The following is a 25,210-nucleotide window of genomic DNA, read 5'->3' as shown; positions in this document are numbered from 1 at the left end:
ACGGATTTTTCCCACCCACCCACCCGTTACCCCGGGGTAATCGGGTGGGTGGGCGGGAAACATCGCCGCGAAGCGGCGGCTGGTTCGGCTGCCGGGCCAGCAGAAGGGGCAGATCCGCCCACCCACAGGCACCCGCCGGCTGCGGCCCCCTCAGCCCGCCGTCAAGCTCTCGACCAACTCATCCGCCGCCGCGTACGGGGACAACTCCCCGGCGACAATCCGCCCCGCAAGAGCGGACAGCCTCGCGTCCCCGTGCAGATCAGCGATTCTCTCCCGCAAAGCCGTGACCGCGATGGTCTCCACCTCACGGGCCGCCCGCGCGGCGCGCCGCTCCGTGAGGACGCCCCGTTCCTCCATCCACGCCCGGTGCTTCTCCAGGGCCTCGACGACCTCGTCGATCCCCTCGCCCCGCGCGGCCACCGTCTTCACGATGGGCGGGCGCCAGTCCCCCGCGCCGCGGGACTCCCCGAGCCCCAGCATGTGGTTCAGCTCGCGCGCGGTCGCGTCCGCACCGTCCCGGTCCGCCTTGTTGACGACGTACACGTCACCGATCTCCAGGATTCCGGCCTTCGCCGCCTGGATGCCGTCCCCCATCCCGGGGGCGAGCAGCACCACCGAGGTGTCCGCCTGCGAGGCGATCTCCACCTCGGACTGGCCGACGCCGACCGTCTCGACCAGGATCACGTCGCAGCCCGCGGCGTCCAGGACGCGGATCGCCTGGGGCGCCGACCAGGCGAGGCCGCCCAGGTGGCCGCGGGTGGCCATGGAGCGGATGTAGACGCCGGGGTCGGACGCGTGCTCCGACATCCGGACCCGGTCGCCGAGCAGCGCGCCCCCGGAGAAGGGTGACGAGGGGTCGACGGCGAGGACGCCGACCCGCTTGCCCGCACGCCGGTACGCCGACACCAGCGCCGACGTCGAGGTCGACTTGCCGACACCGGGAGATCCGGTGAGGCCCACGACGTACGCGTGCCCCGCAAGCGGAGCCAGCGCGGCCATGACCTCGCGGAGCTGCGGTGACGCCCCCTCGACCAGTGAGATCAGCCGGGCCACGGCCCGTGGCCTGCCCTCGCGGGCCTGTGCCACCAGGGAGGGGACGTCCTGCATGTCAGACAGCTCCGTTCCAAGACGTTTGCGAGACGGGGAAGGCTTGCACGCGCGAAACGCGCGCAACGCGTCAGGCCTTCGCCACCTTCACGATCAGCGCGTCACCCTGCCCGCCGCCACCGCAGAGCGCCGCGGCACCGACGCCGCCGCCCCGCCGCTTCAGCTCGAGGGCGAGGTGCAGGACGACGCGTGCGCCGGACATCCCGATCGGGTGACCCAGGGCAATGGCACCGCCGTTGACGTTCACCTTTTCCGAGGACACCCCGAGGTCCTTCATTGACTGCACCGCGACCGCGGCGAAGGCCTCGTTGATCTCGATGAGGTCGAGGTCGGCGACGTCCAGGCCCTCCTTCTTCAGGGCGTGCCGGATGGCGTTGGACGGCTGGGACTGGAGCGAGTTGTCCGGGCCCGCCACGTTGCCGTGGGCGCCGATCTCCGCGATCCAGTCGAGGCCGAGCTCCTCGGCCTTGGCCTTCGACATCACCACGACCGCGGCGGCGCCGTCGGAGATCTGCGAGGAGGTGCCCGCCGTGATCGTGCCGTCCTTGGTGAAGGCGGGGCGCAGCTTGCCGAGCGACTCGGCGGTCGTCTCGGCGCGGATGCCCTCATCCTTGGAGAACAGGACCGGGTCGCCCTTGCGCTGCGGGATCTCGACCGGGGTGATCTCGGCCTCGAAGATGCCGTTCTTCTGGGCGGCGGCCGCGCGCTGGTGGGAGGCGGCGGCGATCTCGTCCTGCGCGGGGCGCGCGATGCCCAGGCGGGTGTTGTGCTTCTCCGTGGACTCGCCCATGGCGATGTTCTCGAAGGAGTCGGTCAGGCCGTCGTACGCCATGGAGTCGAGCATTTCGATGGCGCCGTACTTGTAGCCCTCGCGGGACTTCGGGAGGAGGTGCGGCGCGTTCGTCATCGACTCCTGGCCGCCGGCGACGACGACGTCGAACTCGCCCGCGCGGATCAGCTGGTCGGCGAGCGCGATCGCGTCGAGCCCGGAGAGGCACACCTTGTTGACGGTGAGTGCCGGGACGTTCATGGGGATGCCCGCCTTGACGGCGGCCTGACGCGCCGGGATCTGCCCTGCCCCGGCCGTGAGCACCTGCCCCATGATCACGTACTGCACCTGGTCGCCGCCGATCCCGGCCCGCTCCAGCGCGGCCTTGATCGCGAAACCGCCCAGGTCGGCGCCGGAGAAGGACTTGAGGGAGCCGAGCAGGCGGCCCATGGGCGTGCGCGCGCCCGCGACGATCACTGAGGTGGTACCGGTCGTTCCAGACATGTGCCACGGCCCCTTGGGAGGAGGAGTTAATGAGGGTTTACTTGAATGTACTGAGCGGTACGCCGCGCGTCATCGGGCGCTAGGTGTGATCGCGCGCACGTTGCGTAATCACCGCCGGAAGGGCTGCACTTAAAACATGCTGACGCGAATCGATCACATCGGGATCGCCTGTTTCGACCTCGACAAGACCGTCGAGTTCTACCGGGAGACATATGGCTTCACGGTGTTCCACACCGAGGTCAATGAGGAGCAGGGGGTGCGTGAGGCCATGCTCAAGATCAATGAGACGTCTGACGGCGGCGCCTCCTACCTGCAACTCCTCGAACCCACCCGCGACGACTCCGCCGTGGGCAAATGGCTGGCCAAGAACGGCGAGGGCGTGCACCACATCGCCTTCGGCACCGCGGACGTGGACGGTGACGCGGCGGCCATCAAGGACAAGGGCGTACGGGTCCTCTACGAGGAGCCCCGGATCGGTTCCATGGGCTCCCGCATCACCTTCCTGCACCCCAAGGACTGCCACGGCGTACTGACCGAACTCGTCACCTCGGCAGCTCAGGAGTCACCGGAGCACTGACCTCCGCATACTTGGGCCGGTAGGGTTGGGGGCGGCCGTCCAAGTTTCGGGCGGCCGGTCGTCCGTACGCTGGGCGGCCGCTTGCCGGGGTCCGGGTTTCGGGGGACGAGCGTCAGGGCAGCAGCCCATGCTCTGCTGTTGATCTGACACCATTCCCCGTGGGCCCCGTTCGGCGGATGGACAGGGCTCGTAAGAAGAGACTTGCGACCAGGGGACGGATGGGACCGCGCAGTGCGGGGCTACGAACGCCAAGAGAGCTCGCGGGCTGAGACGGACCATCTTTCGCGGTTCGAGGCCGAGATGGACCGGCTGAAGACCGAGCGAGAGAAGGCTGTTCAGCACGCCGAAGACCTCGGCTATCAGGTCGAGGTGTTGCGCGCCAAGCTGCACGAGGCGCGCCGCAACCTCGCGTCCCGCCCTGCCTATGACGGCGCGGACATCGGCTACCAGGCCGAGCAGTTGCTCCGTAATGCCCAGATCCAGGCCGACCAGCTGCGCCAGGACGCCGAGCGGGAGCTGCGCGACGCTCGTGCGCAGACCCAGCGGATCCTCCAGGAGCACGCCGAGCAGCAGGCCAGGCTCCAGTCCGAGCTGCACTCCGAGGCGGTGTCACGCCGTCAGCAGCTCGACCAGGAGCTGTCCGAGCGCCGCCAGACCGTCGAGTCGCACGTCAACGAGAACGTGGCGTGGGCCGAGCAGCTGCGGGCCCGCACGGAGCAGCAGGCGCGTCGCCTGCTCGACGAGTCGCGCGCCGAGGCCGACCAGGCCCTGGCCGCCGCCCGCGCCGAGGCCGAGCGTGTGGCCGAAGAGGCCCGCCAGCGCATGTCGAGCGACGCGGAGTCGGCCCGTGCCGAGGCCGAGGCGATCCTGCGCCGGGCCCGTTCGGACGCCGAGCGCCTCCTGAACGCGGCGTCCACGCAGGCGCAGGAGGCCACCGACCACGCGGAGCAGTTGCGTTCGTCCACGGCCACCGAGTCCGAGCAGGCGCGCCGCCAGGCCACCGAGGCGAGCCGGGCCGCCGAGCAGCGCATGGCGGAGGCCGAGACGGCGCTGCGCGAGGCGCGCGCCGAGGCCGACAAGGTCCTCGCCGAGGCCAAGGAACTGGCGTCCAAGCAGCTCTCGGCCGCCGAGGGGGCGAACGAACAGCGCACGCGTACGGCCAAGGAGCAGGTCGCGCGTCTTGTCGGCGAGGCCACCAAGGAAGCCGAGGCCACGAAGTCCGAGGCCGAGCAGCTCGTCGCCGACGCGCGTGCCGAGGCCGAGAAGCTGATCAAGGACGCGGCCGAGAAGGCGCGCACGATCACCGCCGAGGAGACCGCGGGCCAGCTCGCCAAGGCGGCCCGTACGGCGGAGGACGTACTGGAGAAGGCGTCCAAGGACGCCAAGGACACGACGAAGGCCGCCACCGAGGAGGCCGAGCGGATCCGCAGCGAGGCCGAGGCCGAGGCGGACCGGCTGCGCGCCGAGGCGCACGACATCGCCGAGGGCCTCAAGGGCACGGCGAAGGACGACACCAAGGAGTACCGCGCCAAGACCGTCGAGCTGCAGGAGGAGGCGCGCAGGCTGCGCGGCGAGGCCGAGCAGCTGCGGGCCGACGCGGTCACCGAGGGCGAGCGGATCCGGGGCGAGGCACGGCGCGAGGCCGTCCAGCAGATCGAGGAGGCGGCCAAGTCCGCCGAGGAGCTGCTCGCCAAGGCGAAGGCCGACGCGGATGAGCTGAAGTCGGCCGCGACCACCGAGAGCGAGCGGGTCCGCACCGAGGCCATCGAGCGCGCCACGAGCCTGCGCAAGCAGGCCGAGGAGACCCTGGAGCGCACCCGCGCGGAGGCCGAGCGGCACCGCGAGGAGGCCGCCGAGCAGGCCGAGGCCACGAAGTCCGAGGCCGAGGACGCCGCGCGCGCCCTGCGCGAGGAGACCGAGCGGGCGATAGCGGCACGTCAGGCCGAGGCCGCCGACGAGCTGGCACGCCTGCACACGGAGGCCGAGGAGCGTCTTGCCTCCGCCGAGCAGGCACTCACCGACGCCCGCGCCGAGGCCGAGCGCATCCGCAAGGAAGCCGCGGACGAGACGGACCGCCTTCGCTCGGAGTCCGCCGAGCGGATCCGGACCCTTCAGTCGCAGGCCGAGACCGAGGCCGAGCGGCTGCGCACCGAGGCCGCCGCGGACGCGTCGCAGGCGCGCGCCGAGGGCGAGAACGTGGCCGTGCGGCTGCGTTCCGATGCCGCAGCCGAGGCCGAGCGCCTCAAGACCGAGGCCCAGGAGTCGGCCGACCGGCTCCGCTCGGAGGCCGCAGCCGCCGCCGAGCGCGTGGGCGCGGAGGCCGCCGAGGCGCTGTCCGCCGCCCAGGAGGAGGCCGCGAGGCGCCGCCGGGAGGCCGAGGAGACCCTCAGCTCCGCGCGCGGCGAGGCCGACCAGGAGCGCGAGCGGGCCCGCGAGCAGAGCGAGGAACTCCTCGCCTCCGCCCGCAACCGCGTCGAGGAGGCTCAGGCCGAGGCCGTCCGCCTCGTCGAGGAGGCCGACCGCAGGGCGACCGAGATGGTCTCCAGCGCCGAGCAGACCGCCCAGTCCGTACGGGACTCCGTGTCGGGCCTCCAGGAGGCTGCGCAGGAGGAGATCGCGGGTCTGCGCAGCGCCGCCGAGCACGCGGCGGAGCGCACCCGGACCGAGGCGCAGGAGGAGGCGGACCGTGTCCGCTCCGACGCGTACGCCGAGCGGGAGCGTGCCTCCGAGGACGCCGCCCGCGCCCGTCGCGAGGCGAGCGAGGAGGCCGAGGCCGCCAAGTCCCTGGCCGAGCGCACCGTTTCGGAGGCGATCACGGAGGCCGAGCGGCTGCGTTCGGACGCCTCGGAGTACGCCCAGCGTTCGCGTACGGAGGCCTCGGACGCCATCGCGTCGGCGGAGCAGGACGCGTCCCGCACCCGTGCCGACGCCCGCGAGGACGCCAACCGCATCCGCAGCGACGCCGCGAGCCAGGCCGACCAGCTGATCGGCGAGGCGCGCAGCGAGGCGGAGCGGCTGCAGAACGAGACGGTCGCGGAGGCCGAGCGGCTTCAGGCCGAGACCATCGCCGAGGCCGAGCGGCTGCGCGCCGAGACGGCCGCGGAGGCCGAGCGGGTGCGCTCGGAGTCGGTGGCCAAGGCCGAGAAGCTCATCTCGGACGCGACGGGCGACGCCGAGCGGCTGCGCGCGGACGCGGCCGAGACGGTCGGCTCCGCCCAGCAGCACGCCGAGCGCATCCGGTCCGAGGCCGAGCGCGTCAAGGCGGAGGCGGCGGCCGAGGCCGAGCGGCTCACCTCGCAGGCGCGGGACGAGGCCGAACGCACCCTGGACGAGGCGCGTCAGGCGGCCAACAAGCGCCGTTCCGAGGCGGCCGAGCAGGTCGACACGCTCATCACGGAGGCCGCGGCCGAGGCCGAGAAGCTGACGAGCGACTCCCAGGAGAAGGCGCTCAAGGCCACCACGGACGCGGAGGCGCAGGCCGACACGATGGTCGGCGCCGCCCGCACGGAGGCCGACCGGCTCGTCGCAGAGGCGAGGGTCGAGGGCAACTCCCTGGTGGAGAAGGCCCGTACGGACGCGGACGAACTGCTCGTCGGCGCCCGCAGGGACGCGACGGCCATAAGGGAGCGTTCCGAGGAGCAGCGCGACCGCCTCACCGCGGAGATCGAGGAGCTGCACGAGCGTGCGCGCCGCGAGTCCGCGGAGGCGATGAAGACCGCGGGTGAGCGCTGTGACGCGTTGGTGAAGGCCGCGGAGGAGCAGCTCGCCGAGGCCGAGGCCAAGGCCAAGGAGCTGGTGTCGGACGCGAGTTCCGAGGCCGGCAAGGTCCGGATCTCGGCCGTGAAGCGGGCCGAGGCACTGCTCAAGGAGGCCGAGACCAAGGTCGCCGAACTGGTGCGCGATGCCGAGCGGGTCAAGGCGGAGGCGCAGGCCGAGGCGGAGCGTACGGTTGACGAGGGCAAACGCGAGCTCGAGGTTCTCGTCCGGCGCCGCGAGGACATCAACGCCGAGATTTCCCGTGTCCAGGACGTGCTGGAGGCGTTGGAATCTTTTGAGGCCCCATCGGTCCCCGGCCCGAAGGATGGTGGCGTCAAGGCCGGTGCGGCGGCGGGCTCAACTCGATCGGGTGGCAAGCCGTCTGAGGGCTAGCCAAAGAACTTCGCGCGTGCTTTGTAAGGACCTTCGGCACTGTCGCTGGCAAGTGCTCCGGCGGTTAGCCACTCAAAAGGGGTGTCATTCTCCAGATCAAACGGGCATCTGCTCGATGACACGCCGCTTGGACCCCTAGGATTCCCCCTATCACCTCACCGGTCTCATTCGACAGGAACCCCATGAGCGACACTTCCCCCTACGGCTTCGAGCTTGTGCGGCGTGGGTACGACCGCGCTCAGGTGGACGAACGTATCTCCAAGCTCGTCTCCGACCGTGACAGCGCTCTTGCTCGTATCACTGCTCTGGAAAAGCGCATTGAGGAGCTGCACCTCGAGACGCAGAACGCGCAGGCGCAGGTAGCCGACGCCGAACCGTCGTACGCGGGCCTCGGCGCGCGTGTCGAGAAGATCCTCCGCCTCGCCGAGGAGGAGGCGAAGGACCTGCGCGAGGAGGCTCGTCGCGCAGCCGAGCAGCACCGCGAGCTCGCCGAGTCGGCGGCCCAGCAGGTGCGCAACGACGCCGAGTCGTTCGCGGCCGAGCGCAAGGCCAAGGCGGAGGACGAGGGCGTCCGGATCGTCGAGAAGGCCAAGGGCGAGGCGGGCGCGCTGCGCAGCGAGGCGCAGAAGGACGCGCAGCAGAAGCGCGAGGAGGCGGACGCCCTCTTCGAGGAGACCCGCGCCAAGGCCGCCCAGGCCGCGGCCGACTTCGAGACGAACCTCGCCAAGCGCCGCGAGCAGTCGGAGCGTGACCTGGCCTCGCGTCAGGCCAAGGCCGAGAAGCGTCTCGCGGAGATCGAGCACCGCGCCGAGCAGCTCCGCCTGGAGGCCGAGAAGCTCCGCACGGACGCCGAGCGCCGCGCGCGCCAGACGGTGGAGACCGCTCAGCGTCAGGCCGAGGACATCGTCGCGGACGCGAACGCCAAGGCGGACCGCATCCGCTCGGAGTCCGAGCGCGAGCTCGCGGCTCTGACGAACCGTCGCGACTCCATCAACGCGCAGCTCACCAATGTGCGCGAGATGCTGGCGACGCTCACGGGTGCGGCTGTGGCCGCCGCCGGGTCGCCCGCCGAGGACGAGCCTGTCTCTCGCGGGGTGCCGGCTCAGCAGACCCGATAAGGGCTGTCGAGACATTCAGAGCCCCCTGCCGCTCCGGTGGCAGGGGGCTCTGTCCCGTTCTAGCGTGGCCGCATGATCGAGCTCGAGGGGCTGACCAAGCGGTACGGCGAGAAGCTGGCCGTCAACGACCTCACCTTCACCGTGCATCCGGGCATCGTCACCGGCTTCCTCGGGCCCAACGGCGCCGGCAAGTCAACGACGATGCGGATGATGCTCGGGCTCGACAACCCCACGGCGGGCGCCGCGCGGATCGACGGCAAGCGGTACGCGCAGCTGAAGGACCCGCTCAAGTACATCGGCGCCCTGCTCGACGCCAAGGCCATGCACGGCGGGCGCAGCGCCTTCAACCATCTCCTGTGCCTCGCCCAGAGCAACGGCATCCCGCGCGCCCGCGTCCATGAGGTCCTGGACACCGTGGGCCTGACGCAGGTCGCCAAGAAGAAGGCCAAGGGCTTCTCGCTCGGCATGGGGCAGCGGCTCGGCATCGCGGGCGCGTTGCTCGGCGACCCGGAGATCCTGATGTTCGACGAGCCGGTCAACGGGCTCGACCCCGAGGGCATCCACTGGATCCGCAACCTGATGAAGTCGCTGGCCTCGCAGGGCCGCACGGTCTTCGTCTCCTCGCACCTGATGAGCGAGATGGCGCTGACCGCCGACCATCTGGTCGTCATCGGACAGGGACGGCTGCTCGCGGACACCTCGATGGCGGACTTCATCCAGCAGAACTCGCGCAGTTACGTGCGGCTGCGCTCCCCGCAGCGCGAGCGCCTCCTCGACGTGCTGCACCAGGAGGGCGTCACCGCCGTCGAGGCGGGCAACGGCACCCTTGAGGTGGACGGCACCCCCGCCGAGGACCTCGGTGAGCTCGCCGCCCGCCATCAGCTCGTACTCCATGAACTGAGCCCCCAGCGGGCCTCGCTGGAAGAGGCGTTCATGCAGCTCACCGCGGAGTCCGTGGAGTATCACGCGCACGCCGACCATGCGGGCTCCGGCGCCGCCCCGCCGCCTCCCGCGCCGGGCGCGGGCTGGGGCGAGAGCTGGCAGCAGCCGAAGAGGGGGGCCTGAGCGATGGCCGCGACGCAGGTACTGAAGTCGGAGTGGACCAAGATCCGCTCGGTCTCGTCGACCGTGTGGACGCTGGGTCTCGCACTGGTGGTCACGGTCGGGCTCGGCCTGCTGATCAGCATTCTGGCGAAGAACGACTACGACAGCCTCAACGCCCAGGACCGGCAGGTCTTCGACCCCACCTACACCAGCTTCGCCGGCATGAGCCTCGGTCAGCTCGCGATGATCGTCTTCGGCGTCCTCGTCGTGTCGAACGAGTACAGCACCGGCATGATCCGCACCTCGCTCTCCGCGGTCCCCCAGCGCGCCACCTTCATGGCGAGCAAAGTCGCGGTCGCCACGCTGCTCTGTCTGGTGGTGGGCCTGGTCACGAGCTTCATCGCGTTCTTCGTCGGCCAGGCGATGCTCGGCGAGCACAAGGCGCTGATCGGCGATCCGGGTGTGCTGCGCGCGGTGATCGGCGGCGGGCTCTACATGACGCTCATCGCGATGTTCTCGATGGGCGTCGCCACGATGCTGCGCAGCCCGATGCTCTCCCTGGGCATCCTGATGCCGTTCTTCTTCCTCATCTCCAGCATCCTGGGCAACGTCTCGGCGACAAAGAAGATCGGCCGCTTCCTCCCCGACCAGGCGGGCAGCAAGATCATGCAGGTGAAGACCCCCCTGGACGACGACACCCCGTACGGCCCCTGGGGCGGCCTCGCGATCATGGGGGTATGGGTGGCGCTCGCACTGCTCGGCGGCTACGCACTGCTCAAGAAGCGGGACGCGTAGCGTCCTCGTCCGGCGGCAGCAGCTCGTCGAAGCCGCGCCAGCCGTCCCACTCCCACACCTCACGTTGCAGGTCCGGTTCGAGCGGCACGAAGCGGCCCAGCTCGAAGTCCTCGGGCCCGACCTTGAACCAGCGCTCGTCCGCGACCTCGGTCCCCAGGCCCACGGTCCGCGCGGTCAGCCGCACCATCAGCTCCACACCGGCCGACTGCGACAGGTCCTTGCCCTGGATGCGGGTGAACGGCAGCCGCGGCACCGGAGCGTCGACCGGGATCCACACGGTGAACGGAGCACCCCGCTCGACGGCGAGCCAGCAGCGCTCCTCGGCCGGTTCGCCCTTCTCGTCGAGCACATTGAGCCACTTCTTGTAGATGACGAGGCTGCCGTCGTGCGGCGAGCGTTCGAGGTAGCGCAGGTGGGCGCGGGCGTGCAGGTCGACGACGGAGAGATTGTCGAAGCGGTTGTAGAACCGGATCGCGATGATCGCGTCCTCGCTCTGCGCGTGGGAGCGCCGGTACCCGGGGAAGTCGGCGGTCCACGCGTGCGAGATGGACGCCCGGCGCCGCCAGACGAAGGGCCGCAGCGCGAACATCTTGATCAGCACGAAGCCGAGGAGCACGGCGGGCGCGAGCGCCCCGATCACCGAGGCCGTCGTCGCCAAGAGCTGCTGCGAGGTGCTCCCCGCCTGGGGATCGAGGTTGTCCGTGCCGACGCACGCGCGCAGCGCGGACAGCGCGAGGTCGAACAGCCGTTCCGGATCGCTGAACCGCTCACCCAGGGAACGCGGCGAGTCCTCGGCCACCGTCCACAGCACGGCGATCCCCGCGGAGACCCCGGCGAGCACGGTCAGCGTCATGAGCAGCAGGGCGTGGACGGACCGGCCCGCGATCCATCCTCGCGCAGACGTCCGATACCGCGGGTGTGCGCCACCCCTGCGAGGCCATCTCACCAAGGACCCCAACTCCCCTCCCCCGCACCGGACTTCACCCGGCCCCCCACGGTGGATTGGCTTCTTTCCCGCAACCGGCCGGGGTTAACCCGGCGGCCGAGGAGCGGTGAAGCGGCGGCGCGGGTAGTTGTTCCCGTGGAAGGCTGTCCCCGCACCGCGTTGACCATCCCCGAAGGGCGCCATCGTGAGGACTGAGGACCGAAGCCTGGAGTCGCTGGGTCTTGACGGCGTACCGGCCAGAGAGCCACTGACCTATCCCGGCCGCCCCATCCCCGCCCCGTCGCTGCTCAACGGCGGCGAGCTGCTCCGGCTGGACGTGCGGACCGGCCGGCTCGGCGAGTGGTTCGTGGAGGAGCCGGTGCGGCGCCGTCTCGACGAGGCCCTCCTGGACCGGGGCCAGGCCGTCACCGGCCGCCGCCACCCGGTGATCGCCGTGGGGTCGAACGCGTCGCCCGGCCAGGTGGCGTACAAACTGACCCGGCTCGGCATCCCCGCCGCCGTGCCCATGGTGCCGGTCCGGGTGCGCGGCATCGCGGTCGGCTGCTCCGGGCACATCAGCCCGGCGGGCTATGTCGCGGGCACCCCGTACGTGGACCGGGACGCCGAGACGCCGCTTGTGGTGACCTGGCTGGACGCCACGCAGCTCAAGGCGGTCGACGACACGGAGTTCCCCGACTACCGCAGGGCCATACTGCCGGGCGACGACTTCGAGATGACCATGCCGTCCGGCGAGCGCCTCGGCGGCGCGTACATCTACTTCAGCGCGCACGGCGTCCTCGCCGACCCGGCGACCGAGCGCCCTCGGCCGGGCGGCGGCGACCAGGCGGAGCTGCTCGCCGCGCTCCTGAAGGACTCGCCCCGCCTGAGGGAACTGCTCGGCCCCGATCCGGCGAGCTGGGTCGCGGCGGCGGGCTCGGCGTCCCGGCTGCGCGAGCTGGGCACGCGCGTCTTCGGCGACGAGGGCTGGGTGCTGCCGCAGACCGATTTCCTGCCGTACGTCGACGAGTCGAGCCGGCTGCGGGTGTACGACGAGCTGCCCCCGCTGGCGGGCTCCCTGCCGTCGGCTCCGTGACGCCAGAGCCCTTTACGCACTCTTGGCCGGAACCGTCAACGCTCGGATACCCTCCTAACCCTTACGGGGGCGTGTGCCCCGACGTCCTGAACCATTCGATGGGTGCGGAGAATGATCGAGGCAGTCGGCCTGACGAAGCGCTACGGCGCCAAGACAGCCGTGTACAACCTTTCCTTTCAGGTGCGGCCCGGTACGGTCACCGGCTTCCTGGGGCCGAACGGCTCCGGCAAGTCGACGACCATGCGCATGATCCTCGGGCTCGACAACCCCACCACGGGTCAGGTGACGATCGGCGGCTACCCGTACCGCAAGCTCCCCAACGCCCCCCGCCAGGTCGGCGCGCTGCTCGACGCCAAGGCGGTGCACGGCGGGCGGCATGCCCGTAACCACCTCCTGTGTCTCGCGCAGCTGTCCGGTATCCCGGCCCGCCGGGTCGACGAGGTGCTCGGCGTCGTGGGCCTCCAGGAGGTGGCGAAGAAGCGCTCCAAGGGCTTCTCGCTCGGCATGGGCCAGCGCCTCGGCATCGCCGCCGCGCTGCTCGGCGACCCGCAGGTGCTGCTCTTCGACGAGCCGGTCAACGGCCTCGACCCCGAGGGCATCCTCTGGGTCAGGAACCTGATGAAGTCCCTCGCCGCCGAGGGCCGCACGGTCTTCGTCTCCTCGCACCTCATGAGCGAGATGGCCCTCACCGCCGAGCACCTGATCGTGATCGGCCGCGGGCAGCTCCTCGCGGACATGAGCGTCAAGGACTTCATCTCGCACAACTCCGCCGACTTCGCCCGCGTGCGCACGCCGGAAGGCGACGTGCAGCAGCGCGAGAAGCTGTCGGCCGCGCTCAGCGAGGCCGGCGGCCAGGTCATGCCCGAGCAGGACGGCGCGCTGCGCGTGACCGGCCTGCCGCTCCCCCGCATCAGCGACCTCGCGCACGGCGCGGACGTCCGTGTGTGGGAGCTCTCCCCGCACCAGGCCTCGCTGGAAGAGGCGTACATGCGGATGACGCAGGGCGCCGTCGACTACCGCTCGACCGTCGACCAGCGCGCGGGCCTCCAGCAGCAGCTGCCGCCGGGCGCGATGCCGCAGCAGCCGATGCCGGTGGCCGGACAGGGCCAGCCCGGGTGGTACGCACCGCCGCCGCCCCAGCAGGGCGGCCAGCCCTTCGCGATGCCGCAGGGCGCGCCCGGCGCACCGCAGGGCACCCCGAACCCGTACGCGACCGCCGCCCCGCAGGCGCCCGCCCCTGCCCCGGCCCCTGCCCCGGCCCCTGCCCCGGCCCCTGCTCCCGCCCCCGACATGACCAAGCGCGACAGCGAGGACCCCCGATGACCACGCCTCCGACTCCGCAGCCGCAGGCGCAGCCCCAGCAGGCACCTCACCAGGCCCCCCAGCAGGCCTACGCACAGGCCGGTGCCCCCATGCCGCAAGGCGCCCCGATGGCTCCCCCGCCGGCCGCCCCCGCGCCGCCCTCCGCCTGGCAGCAGGCGATGAACAACGCCTACACCTCGCCGATCCCGGTCAAGAAGACCCACCTCGGCAACGCCCTGGCCTCCGAGTGGACGAAGATCAAGTCCGTCCGCTCGACGATGTGGACCCTCGGCGTCTTCTTCCTCCTGGTCGTCGGCATCGGCCTGCTCGTGGCCGGGCAGACCGAGGACCGGGACTACGCGGACGTGCCGTTCACCATCCCGGCCTTCTTCGGTCTGGTGCTCGGCCAGATCTGCCTGATCACGCTCGGCGTCCTGGTGACGTCGTCGGAGTACGGCACGGGCATGATCCGTACGACGTTCACGGCGTCGCCGCAGCGCTATCGCGTGCTCACCGCCAAGATCATGATTTTCTTCGTGATCGCCTTCGTCGTCTCGGCGGGTTCCGTCCTCCTGGTGGGCCTGATGACGTCGGGGATGCACAGCGGTCCCGAGGCCGGCGACGTCGCCTGGGCGGGCACGGTCCTCAAGGGCGGGCTCTACGTCTCGCTCCTGGGCGTCCTCGCCCTCGCCGCCGGATCGATGCTGCGCCACTCCGCGGGTGCGATCACCGCGATGCTCGGCGTGGTCCTGGTCCCCGCGATCCTGCCCGTGTTCCTGATGATCTCCGAGGGCACGCGCCCGCTCGGCGAGAAGATGCTGGACTACAACGCCATCAACTCGCTCGCCAAGATCTTCGAGATGGACGGCGAGGGCGGCGGCACCTCACAGCTGCTGCTGCTCGTCGGCGTGACGGCGGCCGCGATCGCCGGCGCCTTCGCGCTCCTGGAGAAGCGCGACGTCTAGCCGTACAACCGGGTAGCCGTCAGTACCTCGGCGCGTTACGGGACCGCTGCACCCGCGTGGTGCGGCGGTCCTTCGCGTTCCAGCAGGCCTTGTGCCAGTGCCTGCGCTCGTCGACACCGGAGTGCTCGGGCCAGGCCACCACATGCGCGAGCCCGGAGGGGATCTCCTGGTCGCAGCCGGGGCAGCGGTAGGTCTTGCCGGCCGCGCTCGCTCCCGCGACGTGCCGCAGGCTCCACTGCTCGCCCCGCCAGCTCTCGGTGGACTGGAAGCCGCCGTAACGGCCCGTCGTGTCCCCGTCCATGCGCGGACTGTCTTCTCCGGCGCCCTTCGGGCGGTTGCGACGCGGGGACACGGGACACCTCACGGGATGTACGGGGGCCAGGGGTGTGTCCAGCCTACGCGGCGCGGACCCGGGTAGTCGTCCTGCACCAACCCCCACAGATCCCCCCTGCATTTCGCAGAAAATCCGTCAATCTTCATGCCAAGCCGTGCCTTTGGCACGTGTCATGCGTTGTTGCCCGTAGGGGGAGTGCCTGCGTCGGCGCCAAGGAGGCAGGAGTGCGATGCGTGTAGGTAGTTTTGTTCTGGCCGCCCAGTTCCCCGGACAGGGGCAGGGGGAGGCGCTGCACCGTGCGGTGCGGTCCGCCGAGGTGGCCGAGGAGGCGGGCCTGGACTCGGTCTGGCTCGCCGAGCACCACTTCGTGCCGTACGGCACGTGTCCGTCCGCCGTGACCCTGGCCGCGCTCCTTCTCGGGCGTACGCGGCGCATCCGGGTCGGCACAGCCGTGAGCGTCCTGCCGACGGTTCATCCCGTCGCCCTGGGCGAGCAGGCGGCCCTGCTGCACCTGACGTCCGGCGGGCGCTTCTCGCTGGGCGTGGGGCGCGGCGGACCCTGGGTGGACCTGGAGGTCTTCGGGTCCGGCCTCGAGGCGTACGAGAAGGGCTTCCCGGAGTCGCTCGACCTGCTGCTGCGGTGGCTGACCGAGCCCCGGGTCGCGAGCGACGCGGACCGTTTCCCGTTCCGCGAGGTCGCCGTGGTGCCACGGCCCCAGGAGGCGCTGAGCGGCTCGGACGGGGATGCCGGGGAGCCGCCCGAGGGCCCCGAGGTGATCGTCGCGTGCACCTCGCCGGCCAGCGTGCGGCTCGCGGCGGAACGCGGTCTGCCGATGCTCCTCGGCATGCATGTCGGGGACGAGGAGAAGGCCGAAATGGTGGCGTTGTGGCAGAGGCACGCGCGCGCCGCAGGGCGCACGCCGGAGGAGGTCCTGAGGGCCGCGCACGTCTCGGCCGGGGTCGCGCAGATCGCGGACCGGCGCCTGGACGCGGCGGAGACGCTGCAGAAGGCGATGCCGGGGTGGCTCAAGCAAGGGCTCGACGCGCACGTCACGGTCGACGGCCGGGCACGGGCCATGCGAGACCCGCTCGCGTACACGGAGCTGCTCTGCGGCCTGCATCCGGTGGGGACCCCGCAGCTGTGCGCCGACCGGATCGCGGCGACCTCGGAGCGCACGGGGATCACCCGCTTCGCTCTGCTCGTCGAGGGCTCGGGCGATCTGGCGACGACGGAAGAGAACGTCCGCAGGCTGGGGGCCGAAGTGCTGCCCCAGCTCGGCTGAGCCGGCGGGGCGGGGAGCTGCCGCTCCTGTACCAGAACACCTCCCGCGTACGGAGCGGCAGCAAAAGGCGTCAGCAGTCCCGCAGTTCGGGCGACTGGTTGAGCAGCTGGCCCCGGATCGAGGTGAACCGGGCGAGCCTGTCGTCCACGGATGCATCCAACGGGAAGACCGCCACACGGTGGCAGTTCTGGAATGCGAGACGCACTCCGAAGTGGCGCTGCAGAGCGCCGCGAATCGCGTCACTCGCCAGCGCCCGCAGGAGCTGTCCGCGTGCCTGCTCACTCGGCGGCGGCGTCTGGTTGTCGGCGAACTCGCCGCCGTCAACCTTCAGCTGGGCCACCAGGGAGCTGATCATCTCCCATGCGTAAGGCAGGGAGGTCCGGACGCAGTCGACGAATTCCGCTTCATCGACCTCGCCTCGCTCGGCCTGTTCCAACAGTGCCGGTGAGACGTCGAGCGACATGGGTTCTCCTCTCGCACCCCCGGGGAGCGGGGGCTTCCGGACAGGGCAGGAGCCCGTGCACGCAGCGTGCATGCACGGCGACCTCCTGCTTATACGGTAAGCACCGGACCCGAGCTGCACCAGGAGATTGGGAACATAACCGGCCAGGATCGAACAGGGCCATCGCCGGAGGAATCGCGCGGACCACCTGGGGTCGAGTAGCGTTGCGCCCCATGCGTCTCGTCATTGCCCGATGCTCCGTGGATTACGCGGGCAGGCTCACAGCCCATCTCCCGTCGGCCCCCCGCCTGATCCTTGTGAAGGCGGACGGCAGTGTCTCGATCCACGCGGACGACCGGGCCTACAAACCTCTCAACTGGATGTCCCCGCCCTGCACCTTGAAGGAGGGGTCGGGGGACGACGCGGGCGTGTGGACCGTCGTGAACAAGGCGGGCGAGAAACTCATCATCACGATGGAAGAGATCCTGCACGATTCCTCGCACGAACTGGGCGTCGATCCCGGCCTCATCAAGGACGGCGTGGAAGCACACCTTCAGGAGTTGCTCGCCGACCGGATCGAGACGCTCGGCGAAGGCTATTCACTGATCCGGCGCGAGTACATGACGGCGATCGGCCCGGTGGACATCCTCTGCCGCGACGCCGACGGGCAGACCGTCGCCGTCGAGATCAAGCGGCGCGGTGAGATCGACGGCGTCGAGCAACTCACCCGCTATCTGGAGCTGTTGAACCGCGACCCGCACCTGGCTCCCGTCAAGGGAATCTTCGCCGCCCAGGAGATCAAGCCGCAGGCCCGCGTGCTCGCCACGGACCGCGGCATCGGCTGCGCCGTCCTGGACTACAACGCGATGCGCGGCATCGAGGACGACAAGCTGCGGCTGTTCTAAGAGTTCTTGCAGGAGTTCTCGCAGGAGTTCTCGCAGGAGCTCTTGTACGGGTGAGGGGGCCGGGTCCCGGTGGACCCGGCCCCCTCTTCGTACGACTTCGTACGCGCGTCAGATCGTCGACGCCGGGCTGCTGCTCACGGATCCGCTCGCCGAGTCCGACATGTCCGGGGACGACGGCGGGTCCGGGGTCGGATCCGTGCTCGGCGGCGGAGTGGTCGGCGGCGGTGTCGTCGGCGGCTTGGTCGTGGGCGGCTTCGTGGTCGGCGGCTTGGTCGTCGGCGGCTTGGTCGTGGGCGGCTTGGTGGTCGGCTTGTCCGTCGGCTTCGTCGTCGGCTTGTCCGAGGTGTCGTCGGACGGCTTGCCGCTGTCGCTCGGCTTGTCCGACGGGCCGTCGCTCTCGCCCGGGGTGCCGTCGTCGGCGGTGCCGGGGATGTTGTCGGGGCCGTCGCTGTCCGGGCGGCTCGTCGAGTCCTTGGCCGGCTTGTCGGCGGTCAGGCCGTCGTCGTCCTGGTCCTCGCTCGCCGACTGCTCGGTCTTGACCTTGTCGGGCGGGTTGTCGTTCCCGTCCGACGTCGCGCCGAGGGTCACGACGGTGCCGAGGACCGCGGCGAGGAGGGCTCCCGCGCCCGCCGCCACGAGGTTGCGCCGGGTGCCGTTGACGATGGAGCGGCGGGTCGGAGCGGGGCTCGTGCCCACCGCGGGCGCGGCGTTGCGGGTGACCAGGGTCTCGGGCTCGGCAGGCGGTGTGGGCAGCGCGAACGCCGCCGGTACGCCGCCGGGGGGCGACGCCGACTCGTCGTGGCGCGCGTCGGGCATCTCTTCGCCCGCCGCCGGGCTCGCGCCCGGGATCACGCCGCCGGTGCGGTCGGCGACCAGGGCGAGGGCCCTGCGGCCCGCGATCGTGCCCCGCTTGTCGGCGAGCGCGCCGCGCAGGCCGACGGAGGCCTCCAGTTCGACGCGGGCCCGGTCGAGCTGTCCGCCGCAGAGCGCGAGGATGCCGAGCTCGTGGTGGAAGTACGCCTCTTCGGCGACCTCGCCCGCGGTCCGCGCGGCCTCCTGGCCCGACCGCAGGGCACGTTCCCAGGCGCCCCAGTCGAGCCCTCCCGCGAAGGCGGGCGCGACCGTACGGGCGAGCAGCACCGCGGCGCTCTCCTCGCCGGCCGCCGGCGCCCCTGAAGCGGACTGCCCCGCCACCAGGACGCCGAGGGCGGCGAGCACGGCGTCCGCCTCGGCGACGACCCGCTCCGGGCCGACCGAGGGGTGTCCGGCCCACCAGGCATAGTGCTGGGCGGCGCCCTGGGCGCGTTCGGCGGTGTCGTCCGCGTACCCGGCGGCCTCCAGCTGCGTACGCACTCCGGCGGCGAGCCGGTAGTGCGAGCCGACGGGGGTGACGAGCGCGGTGGAGACCAGCTCGGCGAGGGCCGCGTCCGCGTGGGTGTCGCCCACGAGAGCGGGCAGATGCGCCTGGTGCGGCAGTTCCCCGCCGAGCGCGACGGCGAACCGCAGGGTGCTGCGCGCGGACGGGCTCAGGCGGGAGGCGAGCAGCACCGCGGGCGCCGCGCCGTCGGCGAGCGAGGGCAGCGGCACGTCGTGGCCCTCGGCGTCGAAGGGCGCGTCGACCGGTCCCTCGGCGTAGTAGCCGTACTCGTCGAAGGCGTTCGGGTCGGCGCGCAGCTGGTCGCGCTGGCGCAGCAGGGCGCCCGCCTGGACGAAGCGCAGGGGCAGCCCCTCCGACTCGAACCAGAGGTCGCCCGCCCAGCTCGCCTCGTCGTCCGTCAGGACGCGGCCGACGGCGCGCTCCAGGAGTTCGAGGCCGCCGCTGCGGCCGAGACCGCCGAGGAAGACCTCTTCGAGGTGCGAGTCGGGCGACGGAGCCGCGACGTCGGGGGTCGCGGAGATCAGGAAGGCGCACTCGGGAGTGGCGTCGAGCAGCTCTTCCAGGGCCGCGGCGCCGAACTCCAGGTCGTCCAGGACGACGACGGCACCGATGTCGTGGACGAGTTCGAGCAGCAGGGCACGGTCGGGGCGGTGCAGCGGGGCGTTGTAGACCGCGCCGAAGAGGTCCTGGAGCAGGTCCGCGGGCGTCTTGTGGTACCCGGAGAGACGTACGACGCCGTCCGGTGCGAGGTCCGCGCAGTCCTCCGCGACGGCGTCCAGGAGCGACGTACGCCCCGAGCCGGCGGGTCCGGTGAGACGCACCGAGCGCCCGCGTGCGAGCAGGCGCACGAGCCGCTCGCGCTCCTCCTGGCGCTCCAGGAGCGGCAGCCGGGGCAGTGCGGGTCCCGGCGGCACGGGCGGCGCCGAGGCGCGGCGCACCTCGGCGCGCTCGGCCGCGGTGCGCCGGACGGGCCGGGCGGGCAACTCGCCGGGCGGGCAGGGTTCGATCTCGCTGCCGTCGACGGGGTTCACGGTGAGCAGGAAGTCGCCCGAGACGAGCTGCACGGTGCGGGCGAGCGCGGGCGCGGGCTGCCCGAAGTCTGGTGTCAGAGGATCACGCGGTGGACGCACGGGACGCGCCGAATCGTCGTCGTTGATGCCGTCATGGCCGTACTCTTCCGGTCCCCGGTTCATCGGGTCCATGGTCAAAGCCCCCCAGATGCGTCGTGTACACAGCCCCCTCCGGCCTTGTGCACACTGCGCTGTCGCTTCTGGTCCGGTGCCCCCGCTCGGGCGTCTGTCTCGTCATGACGGTGGGCGACCGAACCCTAGACCTTCGCTCAGTATCTACGAACGGGCGGGGTACCGCGCCGTCCGAGACGTCACAGCTTCGTGAGGATTGTGCGCGAGACGTGCCTCACACACGGGGAAGTGATTCGACCCCGATGCCACCTTCGATGGCGAGGATCCGGTGCAGCCGGGTGGCCACGAGCAGGCGCTGCATCTGCGGCGGCACACTGCGAAGCACGAGCCGGCGTCCGCACCGTCCCGCGCGCCGGTGCGCGCCCATGATGACGCCGAGTCCCGTGGCGTCCCACGAGTCGAGTTCGGACAGGTCGAGCACCAGGTCACCGGCTCCGTCGTCGACGGCCGAGTGCAGGACCGTTCGGGCGTCCGCCGCGCTGCGTACGTCGAGGCGTCCCCCGACGACCAGCTGGGCCTGGTCGCCCCTGATGTGCATATGCGCTCCCCGAGAGTGCTGAGTTTCGTGTGACGTCTGTTCCGTACGGCGTCTGCGTATGTCACTGCAACTGACTGCCGCATGGGCAAGGAAGTTGCCGTCTGTAAGCGAACCGATACCGAATTCACTCCGAGGGGTGACCCCACGGAGGAGGAAACAGACGTCAGTGCTTGTAGAAGCCCTGCCCGCTCTTGCGTCCGATGTCACCGGCGTCAACCATCCGGCGCATCAGCTCGGGCGGCGCGAACTTCTCGTCCTGGGACTCCGTGTAGATGTTGCTCGTGGCGTGCAGCAGGATGTCGACGCCCGTCAGGTCGGCGGTCGCGAGCGGTCCCATGGCGTGCCCGAAGCCGAGCTTGCACGCGATGTCGATGTCCTCGGCGGTGGCGACGCCCGACTCGTAGAGCTTCGCGGCCTCGACGACGAGCGCCGAGATCAGACGGGTCGTCACGAACCCCGCGACGTCGCGGTTCACGACGATGCAGGTCTTGCCGACGGACTCGGCGAACTCACGCGTGCGGGCGAGGGTTTCGTCGCTGGTCTTGTAACCGCGCACCAGCTCGCACAGCTGCATCATCGGCACCGGCGAGAAGAAGTGGGCGCCCACGACGCGCTCCGGACGCTCCGTCACGGCGGCGATCTTCGTGATCGGGATGGCAGAGGTGTTCGACGCGAGCACGGCGTCCGGGCGCACGATCTTGTCGAGCGCACGGAAGATCTCGTGCTTGACCTCGAGCTTCTCGAAGACGGCCTCGACGACGATGTCCGCGTCGGCGACGGCGTCCATGTCGGTGCTCGTCGTGATGCGCCCGAGCGCCGCCTCGGCGTCCTCGGCGGCGAGCTTGCCCTTGCTCACGAACTTGTCGTACGACGCCTTGATCCCGTCGGTGCCACGGGTCAGGGCCGCATCGGTGACATCCCGCAGGACGACGTCCCAGCCCGCCTGGGCGGAGACCTGTGCGATGCCGGACCCCATGAGTCCGGCTCCGATGACGGCGAGCTTCCGTGCCACTGTTACGACTCCCCTACCGCTTATCACGCCTGGCTTACACGCTGTTTACGCAAGCCCTTCCGGCGGACATTAGCGGTCGTGGGCGCGAGTGTGGCCGCGAAGTAACGCGCGTCACGTCTCAGATGACGGACATCACACTGGTACGGGTCATTCGGCGTCGCGCACCGCGTAGTTGAGGACCTTCTCGCCGAGCAGGTCCTCCATCTCGTCGAGCAGGACGAGGGCATCACGGGACACTTCCGCGGGTTTGCGGCACTTGGTCATCTCGTCGCCGATCCACGCCATGAGCGTGCCGTGGACCCACGAGAGCTGACCCGCGATCAGGCCGGGCATGGGGTCGTCGGCGGCGGCCTTCACCTCGTCGGCGAGGGTCTTCTTGAGGTGGTCGAGCGCTTCCTGCTGGATCTCCCAGAGCCGCGAGCGCAGGCCGTGCGCGTCGGTGATGACCTTCATGAAGTCAGCCCAGCCCGTGAAGAGTCCGACGGAGGGCGACACGCCCTCCACGTCCGAGCGCAGCTCGCGCAGGACGGCGGCGGCCGCGGACTCCCCCGCGCGACGGCCGCGTACGTAGCCGGAGAGCCGGTCGACGACGGCCTCACCTCGGTCGAGGAAGAGGTCCTCCTTGACCGGGAAGTAGTTGTAGACGGTGTTCACCGAGACGTCCGCGGCCTCCGCGACGTCCGCGACGGTCACCGTGACGAAGCCGTGCTCCAGGAAGAGCCCCGTCGCGATGTCGGAGATCCGCTGCTTCGTCTGCCGCTTCTTGCGCTCCCTGAGTCCTTCAGCCATGCCCTCACCCTACGACCACTGGCTAGGGCGACTGAAAACTTGAGCCGTCACAAAACTTGGTGTCATTGCAAAATTGCAGCGACTCTGTTTTTGTGGTCGCCATGGCAATCATCAGCACGGCCGGACTCACCCGGACCTTCCGGACCAAGCGCGGCGCCGTCGAAGCCGTGCGCGGCATCGACCTGACCGTCGCCCCCGGCGAGATCCTCGGCTTCCTCGGGCCGAACGGCGCGGGCAAGACGACGACGCTGCGCATGCTCACCACGCTCCTCGCCCCCACCGGCGGCGCCGCCACCGTCGCGGGCTGCGACCTGGCCCGCGACCCGGCCGCCGTACGGCGCAGGATCGGGTACGTGGCGCAGTCCGGCGGCGTCGACCTGAACATCTCCGTACGCGAGGAACTGGTCACCCAGGGGCGTCTCTACCGCCTGACCAAGCCCCAAGCAGCAGCCCGCGCAAAGGAGTTGGCGGCGGACCTGGACCTCACCGACCTCCTCGACCGCAAGTGCGCGACCCTCTCCGGCGGTCAGCGGCGGCGCCTCGACATCGCCATGGGGCTCATGCACCGGCCCGAGGTGCTCTTCCTCGACGAACCGACCACGGGCCTCGACCCGGGCAGCAGGGCCGACCTGTGGGCGCTGGTGCGGCGGCTGCGCGACGAGCACGGCACCACCGTCGTCCTGACCACGCACTACCTCGACGAGGCCGACGCGCTCTGCGACCGCCTCGTCGTCATCGACAAGGGCGTCGTGGTCGCCGAAGGCACCCCGAGCGCACTCAAGCTCCGGTACGGCGGCTCCATCGACGCCTCCCTCCAGGACACGTTCCTCGCCGTCACCGGCCGCGACCTCGCCCCCAAGGACACGGCGCCGGTCGCCGTCTAAGCCCTCACATCCCCGGGACCACACTCATGTCTGCGTTTCTCTCCGACACCGCGCTGATCTTCGGGCGGTACGCCCGCCAGACCCTGCGCTCCAAGTTCCAGATCCTCTTCGGCGTCCTGATGCCGCTGCTCTACCTGCTCTTCTTCGGCCCCCTCCTGACCGACCTGCCGCTCGGCTCGCGCGGTGACTCCTGGCAGGTGCTCGTGCCGGGCCTGCTGCTGCAACTCGGCCTGTTCGGCGCCTCGTACAGCGGATTCGCGATCATCATCGAGAAGCAGTTCGGCGTGGTGGAGCGGATGCGGGTGACGCCGGTCAGCCGGCTCGCGCTGCTTCTCGGGCGGGTGCTTCGCGACGCCGCGCTCTTCGTCTTCCAGGCGGTGCTGCTCGTGCTCGCGGCCGTGGTGATGGGGCTGCGGGCGCCGCTCGCCGGCATCCTCATCGGTTTCGCGTTCGTGGGCGTCCTGACGGTCGTCCTCGCGTCGCTGTCGTACGCGCTCGCGCTGCTCGTCTCCAAGCCGCACGAGTTCGGCCCCGTCATCAACGCGGTCAGCATGCCCTCGATGCTGCTCTCCGGTCTGATGCTGCCGATGGCGCTCGCGCCGGGCTGGCTGGACGTGCTCTCGCACTTCATGCCGTTCCGCTATCTCGTGGACGCGGTGCGGGCCGCCTACGTGGGCGAGTACGCGAGCACGGCGATGCTGTACGGCGTCCTCATGGCGGCGGCGCTCGCGCTCGGGTCCGTGACGGTCGGCACACGTGTCTTCCGGAAGGCGGGCGCGTAACTAGGCTGGCCCCATGGTCAATCTGACGCGCATCTACACCAGGACCGGCGACAAGGGCACGACGGCCCTCGGCGACATGAGCAGGACCGCCAAGACCGATCCCCGGATCACGGCGTACGCCGACACGAACGAGGCCAACGCGGCGATCGGCACGGCGATCGCCCTCGGTCAGCTCGCCGAAGAGGTCGTGAAGGTCCTGGTCAGGGTCCAGAACGACCTCTTCGACGTGGGCGCCGACCTGTCGACGCCGGTCGCCGAGAACCCGGAGTACCCGCCGCTGCGCGTCGAGCAGTTCTACGTCGACAAGCTGGAGGCGGACTGCGACCGCTTCAACGGGGAGCTGGAGAAGCTGCGCAGCTTCATCCTGCCGGGAGGCACCCCGGGGGCCGCGCTGCTGCATCAGGCGTGCACGGTCGTGCGACGGGCCGAGCGGTCCACGTGGGCGGCCTTCAAGGTCCATGGCCAGGCCATGAACCCCTTGACCGCCACCTACCTGAACCGCCTCTCCGACCTGCTGTTCATCCTGGCCCGTACGGCGAACAAGGCCGTCGGCGACGTGCTGTGGGTGCCGGGCGGCGAGCGTTAGAGCTTGCTGAGGGAGCTCGGGCGGTCGTCCTTGGCGGACTCCGCCGCCGGGGCCTTCTTCGGGAAGACCGTGTAGGTCGCCGCGATGATCACGTTGATGCCGATCAGCCACACCATCCGCTGCTGCCACCCCCGCAGCGAACCGATGTCGCCGTCACCCTCGACGTACCAGATCGCACCCTGGAGCAGTGCCATGGCGATCAGGCCCGCCAGGATCCAGCGGGCGGCGATCTTCCACTCGTGGACGGCACGCGCGGTGCCGTACTTGGGGGTGGACGGCGGCGGGCCGCCCGCGAAGCGGTGGGCGACGCGGACGTCGACCCACTTGATCGTGTAGTGACCGAGCGCGATGGAGTAGCCGATGTAGACGGCGGCCAGGCCGTGCTTCCAGTCCGGCTCGGCGCCGTTCTTCAGGTCGATCGCGGTGACGACGAAGAGGACGATCTCAAGGACCGGCTCGCAGAGCAGTACGGCGACGCTCGCGCGCGGCATCTTCGCCGCGTACCGCAGGGCAAGGCCCGCGGCCAGCAGCACCCAGAATCCGACCTCACAGATGATGATCAGCGTGACGATCACGGTTCGCTCCTCTCGGTCACCCTTCCAGGCTCCCGGCGGACCGGCCGCGGATCATCGTCACCAGTGACGAAGTGACACTGCATCCTTCGATGTAGCTGGGAGTTCCTCCCTCCGGATCACGCACTGCCCCGGCGCGCCGTGTTGGATGGACGC

Annotated in this window: 23 protein-coding genes; 13 read left to right on the top strand and 10 right to left on the bottom strand. The window is 70.7% G+C overall.

Features of this window, described 5'->3' with window-relative positions; all coding sequences use genetic code 11:
* Nucleotides 1–150: 150 nt before the first annotated feature.
* Both meaB and AB0I66_RS20725 read right to left on the bottom strand, forming a co-directional pair.
* The gene (meaB, locus tag AB0I66_RS20730) at nt 151–1,107 is read right to left on the bottom strand and encodes a methylmalonyl Co-A mutase-associated GTPase MeaB (RefSeq protein ID WP_363209314.1); all 957 of its coding nucleotides are present in this window, start codon (nt 1,105–1,107) and stop codon (nt 151–153) included.
* 70 nt (nt 1,108–1,177) lie between these two features.
* Complete coding sequence (locus tag AB0I66_RS20725) at nt 1,178–2,380, bottom strand: acetyl-CoA C-acetyltransferase (protein WP_363209313.1); 1,203 nt, start codon at nt 2,378–2,380, stop codon at nt 1,178–1,180.
* A gap of 136 nt (nt 2,381–2,516) precedes the next feature.
* Between AB0I66_RS20725 and mce the strand changes: the two genes are divergently transcribed.
* The 5 genes from mce to AB0I66_RS20700 all read left to right on the top strand — a co-directional run bounded on the left by mce (nt 2,517) and on the right by AB0I66_RS20700 (nt 10,063).
* The gene (gene mce / locus AB0I66_RS20720) at nt 2,517–2,957 is read left to right on the top strand and encodes a methylmalonyl-CoA epimerase (RefSeq protein ID WP_135330222.1); all 441 of its coding nucleotides are present in this window, start codon (nt 2,517–2,519) and stop codon (nt 2,955–2,957) included.
* A gap of 231 nt (nt 2,958–3,188) precedes the next feature.
* The gene (gene scy / locus AB0I66_RS20715) at nt 3,189–7,106 is read left to right on the top strand and encodes a polarized growth protein Scy (RefSeq protein ID WP_363209312.1); all 3,918 of its coding nucleotides are present in this window, start codon (nt 3,189–3,191) and stop codon (nt 7,104–7,106) included.
* Nucleotides 7,107–7,288: 182 nt separating this feature from the next.
* Nucleotides 7,289–8,224 (top strand): cellulose-binding protein, encoded by a 936-nt coding sequence (locus AB0I66_RS20710; protein ID WP_190081912.1) that lies wholly within the window; start codon nt 7,289–7,291, stop codon nt 8,222–8,224.
* 72 nt (nt 8,225–8,296) lie between these two features.
* Nucleotides 8,297–9,289: an ABC transporter ATP-binding protein gene (locus tag AB0I66_RS20705; protein ID WP_363209311.1), complete on the top strand. Its 993-nt coding sequence runs from the start codon at nt 8,297–8,299 to the stop codon at nt 9,287–9,289.
* Between the two features lie 3 nt (nt 9,290–9,292).
* Nucleotides 9,293–10,063, top strand: a complete 771-nt coding sequence (locus AB0I66_RS20700) for an ABC transporter permease (protein ID WP_363209310.1) — start codon at nt 9,293–9,295, stop codon at nt 10,061–10,063.
* Here AB0I66_RS20700 and AB0I66_RS20695 read toward each other — a convergent pair.
* Nucleotides 10,044–10,916, bottom strand: coding sequence for a hypothetical protein (locus AB0I66_RS20695; protein ID WP_363209309.1), 873 nt, complete (start codon nt 10,914–10,916; stop codon nt 10,044–10,046). The two genes, AB0I66_RS20700 and AB0I66_RS20695, sit on opposite strands and share 20 nt — an antisense overlap.
* 277 nt (nt 10,917–11,193) lie before the next feature.
* Between AB0I66_RS20695 and AB0I66_RS20690 the strand changes: the two genes are divergently transcribed.
* The 3 genes from AB0I66_RS20690 to AB0I66_RS20680 all read left to right on the top strand — a co-directional run bounded on the left by AB0I66_RS20690 (nt 11,194) and on the right by AB0I66_RS20680 (nt 14,348).
* Entirely contained in the window at nt 11,194–12,081 is an 888-nt protein-coding gene (locus AB0I66_RS20690) for a hypothetical protein (RefSeq protein ID WP_363209308.1), read from the top strand.
* Between the two features lie 111 nt (nt 12,082–12,192).
* A complete protein-coding gene (locus AB0I66_RS20685) occupies nt 12,193–13,404 on the top strand; it encodes an ABC transporter ATP-binding protein (RefSeq protein WP_363209307.1) in 1,212 nt (403 codons plus the stop codon).
* A gap of 158 nt (nt 13,405–13,562) precedes the next feature.
* The gene (locus tag AB0I66_RS20680; protein WP_363209415.1) at nt 13,563–14,348 is read left to right on the top strand and encodes an ABC transporter permease; all 786 of its coding nucleotides are present in this window, start codon (nt 13,563–13,565) and stop codon (nt 14,346–14,348) included.
* Nucleotides 14,349–14,367: 19 nt separating this feature from the next.
* Here the strand turns inward: AB0I66_RS20680 and AB0I66_RS20675 are convergent, their stop codons facing one another.
* Nucleotides 14,368–14,700: an ATP/GTP-binding protein gene (locus AB0I66_RS20675; protein WP_363209306.1), complete on the bottom strand. Its 333-nt coding sequence runs from the start codon at nt 14,698–14,700 to the stop codon at nt 14,368–14,370.
* Between the two features lie 211 nt (nt 14,701–14,911).
* On the opposite strand from AB0I66_RS20675, the gene AB0I66_RS20670 reads away from it, so the two are divergent.
* On the top strand, nt 14,912–15,964 hold the full coding sequence (locus tag AB0I66_RS20670) for an LLM class flavin-dependent oxidoreductase (protein ID WP_363209305.1): 1,053 nt from the start codon (nt 14,912–14,914) through the stop codon (nt 15,962–15,964).
* 70 nt (nt 15,965–16,034) lie between these two features.
* On the opposite strand, the gene AB0I66_RS20665 is transcribed toward AB0I66_RS20670, so the two are convergent.
* Complete coding sequence (locus tag AB0I66_RS20665) at nt 16,035–16,427, bottom strand: SCO5389 family protein (protein WP_361049961.1); 393 nt, start codon at nt 16,425–16,427, stop codon at nt 16,035–16,037.
* Between the two features lie 212 nt (nt 16,428–16,639).
* On the opposite strand from AB0I66_RS20665, the gene nucS reads away from it, so the two are divergent.
* Nucleotides 16,640–17,311: an endonuclease NucS gene (gene nucS / locus AB0I66_RS20660; RefSeq protein ID WP_363209304.1), complete on the top strand. Its 672-nt coding sequence runs from the start codon at nt 16,640–16,642 to the stop codon at nt 17,309–17,311.
* 108 nt (nt 17,312–17,419) lie between these two features.
* Here nucS and AB0I66_RS20655 read toward each other — a convergent pair whose 3' ends face one another.
* The 4 genes from AB0I66_RS20655 to AB0I66_RS20640 form a co-directional block, all read right to left on the bottom strand.
* Nucleotides 17,420–19,891 carry an ATP-binding protein gene (locus AB0I66_RS20655; protein ID WP_363209303.1) on the bottom strand — a complete coding sequence of 824 codons (2,472 nt, stop codon included), beginning with the start codon at nt 19,889–19,891 and terminating at the stop codon, nt 17,420–17,422.
* A gap of 214 nt (nt 19,892–20,105) precedes the next feature.
* Nucleotides 20,106–20,429, bottom strand: a complete 324-nt coding sequence (locus AB0I66_RS20650) for an STAS domain-containing protein (RefSeq protein WP_160507247.1) — start codon at nt 20,427–20,429, stop codon at nt 20,106–20,108.
* Between the two features lie 163 nt (nt 20,430–20,592).
* Nucleotides 20,593–21,441, bottom strand: coding sequence for a 3-hydroxyacyl-CoA dehydrogenase family protein (locus AB0I66_RS20645; protein WP_363209302.1), 849 nt, complete (start codon nt 21,439–21,441; stop codon nt 20,593–20,595).
* A gap of 147 nt (nt 21,442–21,588) precedes the next feature.
* Nucleotides 21,589–22,230 carry a TetR/AcrR family transcriptional regulator gene (locus AB0I66_RS20640; RefSeq protein WP_363209301.1) on the bottom strand — a complete coding sequence of 214 codons (642 nt, stop codon included), beginning with the start codon at nt 22,228–22,230 and terminating at the stop codon, nt 21,589–21,591.
* Nucleotides 22,231–22,331: 101 nt separating this feature from the next.
* Here AB0I66_RS20640 and AB0I66_RS20635 point away from each other — a divergent pair, with 101 nt between their 5' ends.
* The 3 genes from AB0I66_RS20635 to AB0I66_RS20625 are packed head-to-tail and all read left to right on the top strand — an operon-like array spanning nt 22,332 to nt 24,482.
* Nucleotides 22,332–23,114 (top strand): ATP-binding cassette domain-containing protein, encoded by a 783-nt coding sequence (locus tag AB0I66_RS20635; RefSeq protein WP_363209300.1) that lies wholly within the window; start codon nt 22,332–22,334, stop codon nt 23,112–23,114.
* Between the two features lie 26 nt (nt 23,115–23,140).
* Entirely contained in the window at nt 23,141–23,896 is a 756-nt protein-coding gene (locus tag AB0I66_RS20630) for an ABC transporter permease (RefSeq protein ID WP_363209299.1), read from the top strand.
* A gap of 13 nt (nt 23,897–23,909) precedes the next feature.
* On the top strand, nt 23,910–24,482 hold the full coding sequence (locus AB0I66_RS20625; RefSeq protein WP_363209298.1) for a cob(I)yrinic acid a,c-diamide adenosyltransferase: 573 nt from the start codon (nt 23,910–23,912) through the stop codon (nt 24,480–24,482).
* Here the strand turns inward: AB0I66_RS20625 and AB0I66_RS20620 are convergent.
* Nucleotides 24,479–25,057, bottom strand: coding sequence for a hypothetical protein (locus AB0I66_RS20620; RefSeq protein ID WP_363209297.1), 579 nt, complete (start codon nt 25,055–25,057; stop codon nt 24,479–24,481). The two genes, AB0I66_RS20625 and AB0I66_RS20620, sit on opposite strands and share 4 nt — an antisense overlap.
* Nucleotides 25,058–25,210: the final 153 nt, after the last annotated feature.

This window comes from Streptomyces sp. NPDC050439 (assembly GCF_040655335.1).
GTDB lineage: Bacteria > Actinomycetota > Actinomycetes > Streptomycetales > Streptomycetaceae > Streptomyces.
This window is presented reverse-complemented; position numbering and strand designations above follow the sequence as displayed.

Excerpts from the sequence above, each read along its gene's own strand:
- meaB (WP_363209314.1), bottom strand. The coding sequence starts at position 1,107 with ATGCAGGACGTCCCCTCCCTGGTGGCACAGGCCCGCGAGGGCAGGCCA.
- AB0I66_RS20725 (WP_363209313.1), bottom strand. The coding sequence starts at position 2,380 with ATGTCTGGAACGACCGGTACCACCTCAGTGATCGTCGCGGGCGCGCGC.
- mce (WP_135330222.1), top strand. The coding sequence starts at position 2,517 with ATGCTGACGCGAATCGATCACATCGGGATCGCCTGTTTCGACCTCGAC.
- AB0I66_RS20710 (WP_190081912.1), top strand. The coding sequence starts at position 7,289 with ATGAGCGACACTTCCCCCTACGGCTTCGAGCTTGTGCGGCGTGGGTAC.
- AB0I66_RS20705 (WP_363209311.1), top strand. The coding sequence starts at position 8,297 with ATGATCGAGCTCGAGGGGCTGACCAAGCGGTACGGCGAGAAGCTGGCC.
- AB0I66_RS20700 (WP_363209310.1), top strand. The coding sequence starts at position 9,293 with ATGGCCGCGACGCAGGTACTGAAGTCGGAGTGGACCAAGATCCGCTCG.
- AB0I66_RS20695 (WP_363209309.1), bottom strand. The coding sequence starts at position 10,916 with ATGACGCTGACCGTGCTCGCCGGGGTCTCCGCGGGGATCGCCGTGCTG.
- AB0I66_RS20685 (WP_363209307.1), top strand. The coding sequence starts at position 12,193 with ATGATCGAGGCAGTCGGCCTGACGAAGCGCTACGGCGCCAAGACAGCC.
- AB0I66_RS20680 (WP_363209415.1), top strand. The coding sequence starts at position 13,563 with ATGAACAACGCCTACACCTCGCCGATCCCGGTCAAGAAGACCCACCTC.
- AB0I66_RS20670 (WP_363209305.1), top strand. The coding sequence starts at position 14,912 with ATGCGTGTAGGTAGTTTTGTTCTGGCCGCCCAGTTCCCCGGACAGGGG.
- AB0I66_RS20665 (WP_361049961.1), bottom strand. The coding sequence starts at position 16,427 with ATGTCGCTCGACGTCTCACCGGCACTGTTGGAACAGGCCGAGCGAGGC.
- nucS (WP_363209304.1), top strand. The coding sequence starts at position 16,640 with ATGCGTCTCGTCATTGCCCGATGCTCCGTGGATTACGCGGGCAGGCTC.
- AB0I66_RS20655 (WP_363209303.1), bottom strand. The coding sequence starts at position 19,891 with ATGGACCCGATGAACCGGGGACCGGAAGAGTACGGCCATGACGGCATC.
- AB0I66_RS20650 (WP_160507247.1), bottom strand. The coding sequence starts at position 20,429 with ATGCACATCAGGGGCGACCAGGCCCAGCTGGTCGTCGGGGGACGCCTC.
- AB0I66_RS20640 (WP_363209301.1), bottom strand. The coding sequence starts at position 22,230 with ATGGCTGAAGGACTCAGGGAGCGCAAGAAGCGGCAGACGAAGCAGCGG.
- AB0I66_RS20635 (WP_363209300.1), top strand. The coding sequence starts at position 22,332 with ATGGCAATCATCAGCACGGCCGGACTCACCCGGACCTTCCGGACCAAG.
- AB0I66_RS20630 (WP_363209299.1), top strand. The coding sequence starts at position 23,141 with ATGTCTGCGTTTCTCTCCGACACCGCGCTGATCTTCGGGCGGTACGCC.
- AB0I66_RS20625 (WP_363209298.1), top strand. The coding sequence starts at position 23,910 with ATGGTCAATCTGACGCGCATCTACACCAGGACCGGCGACAAGGGCACG.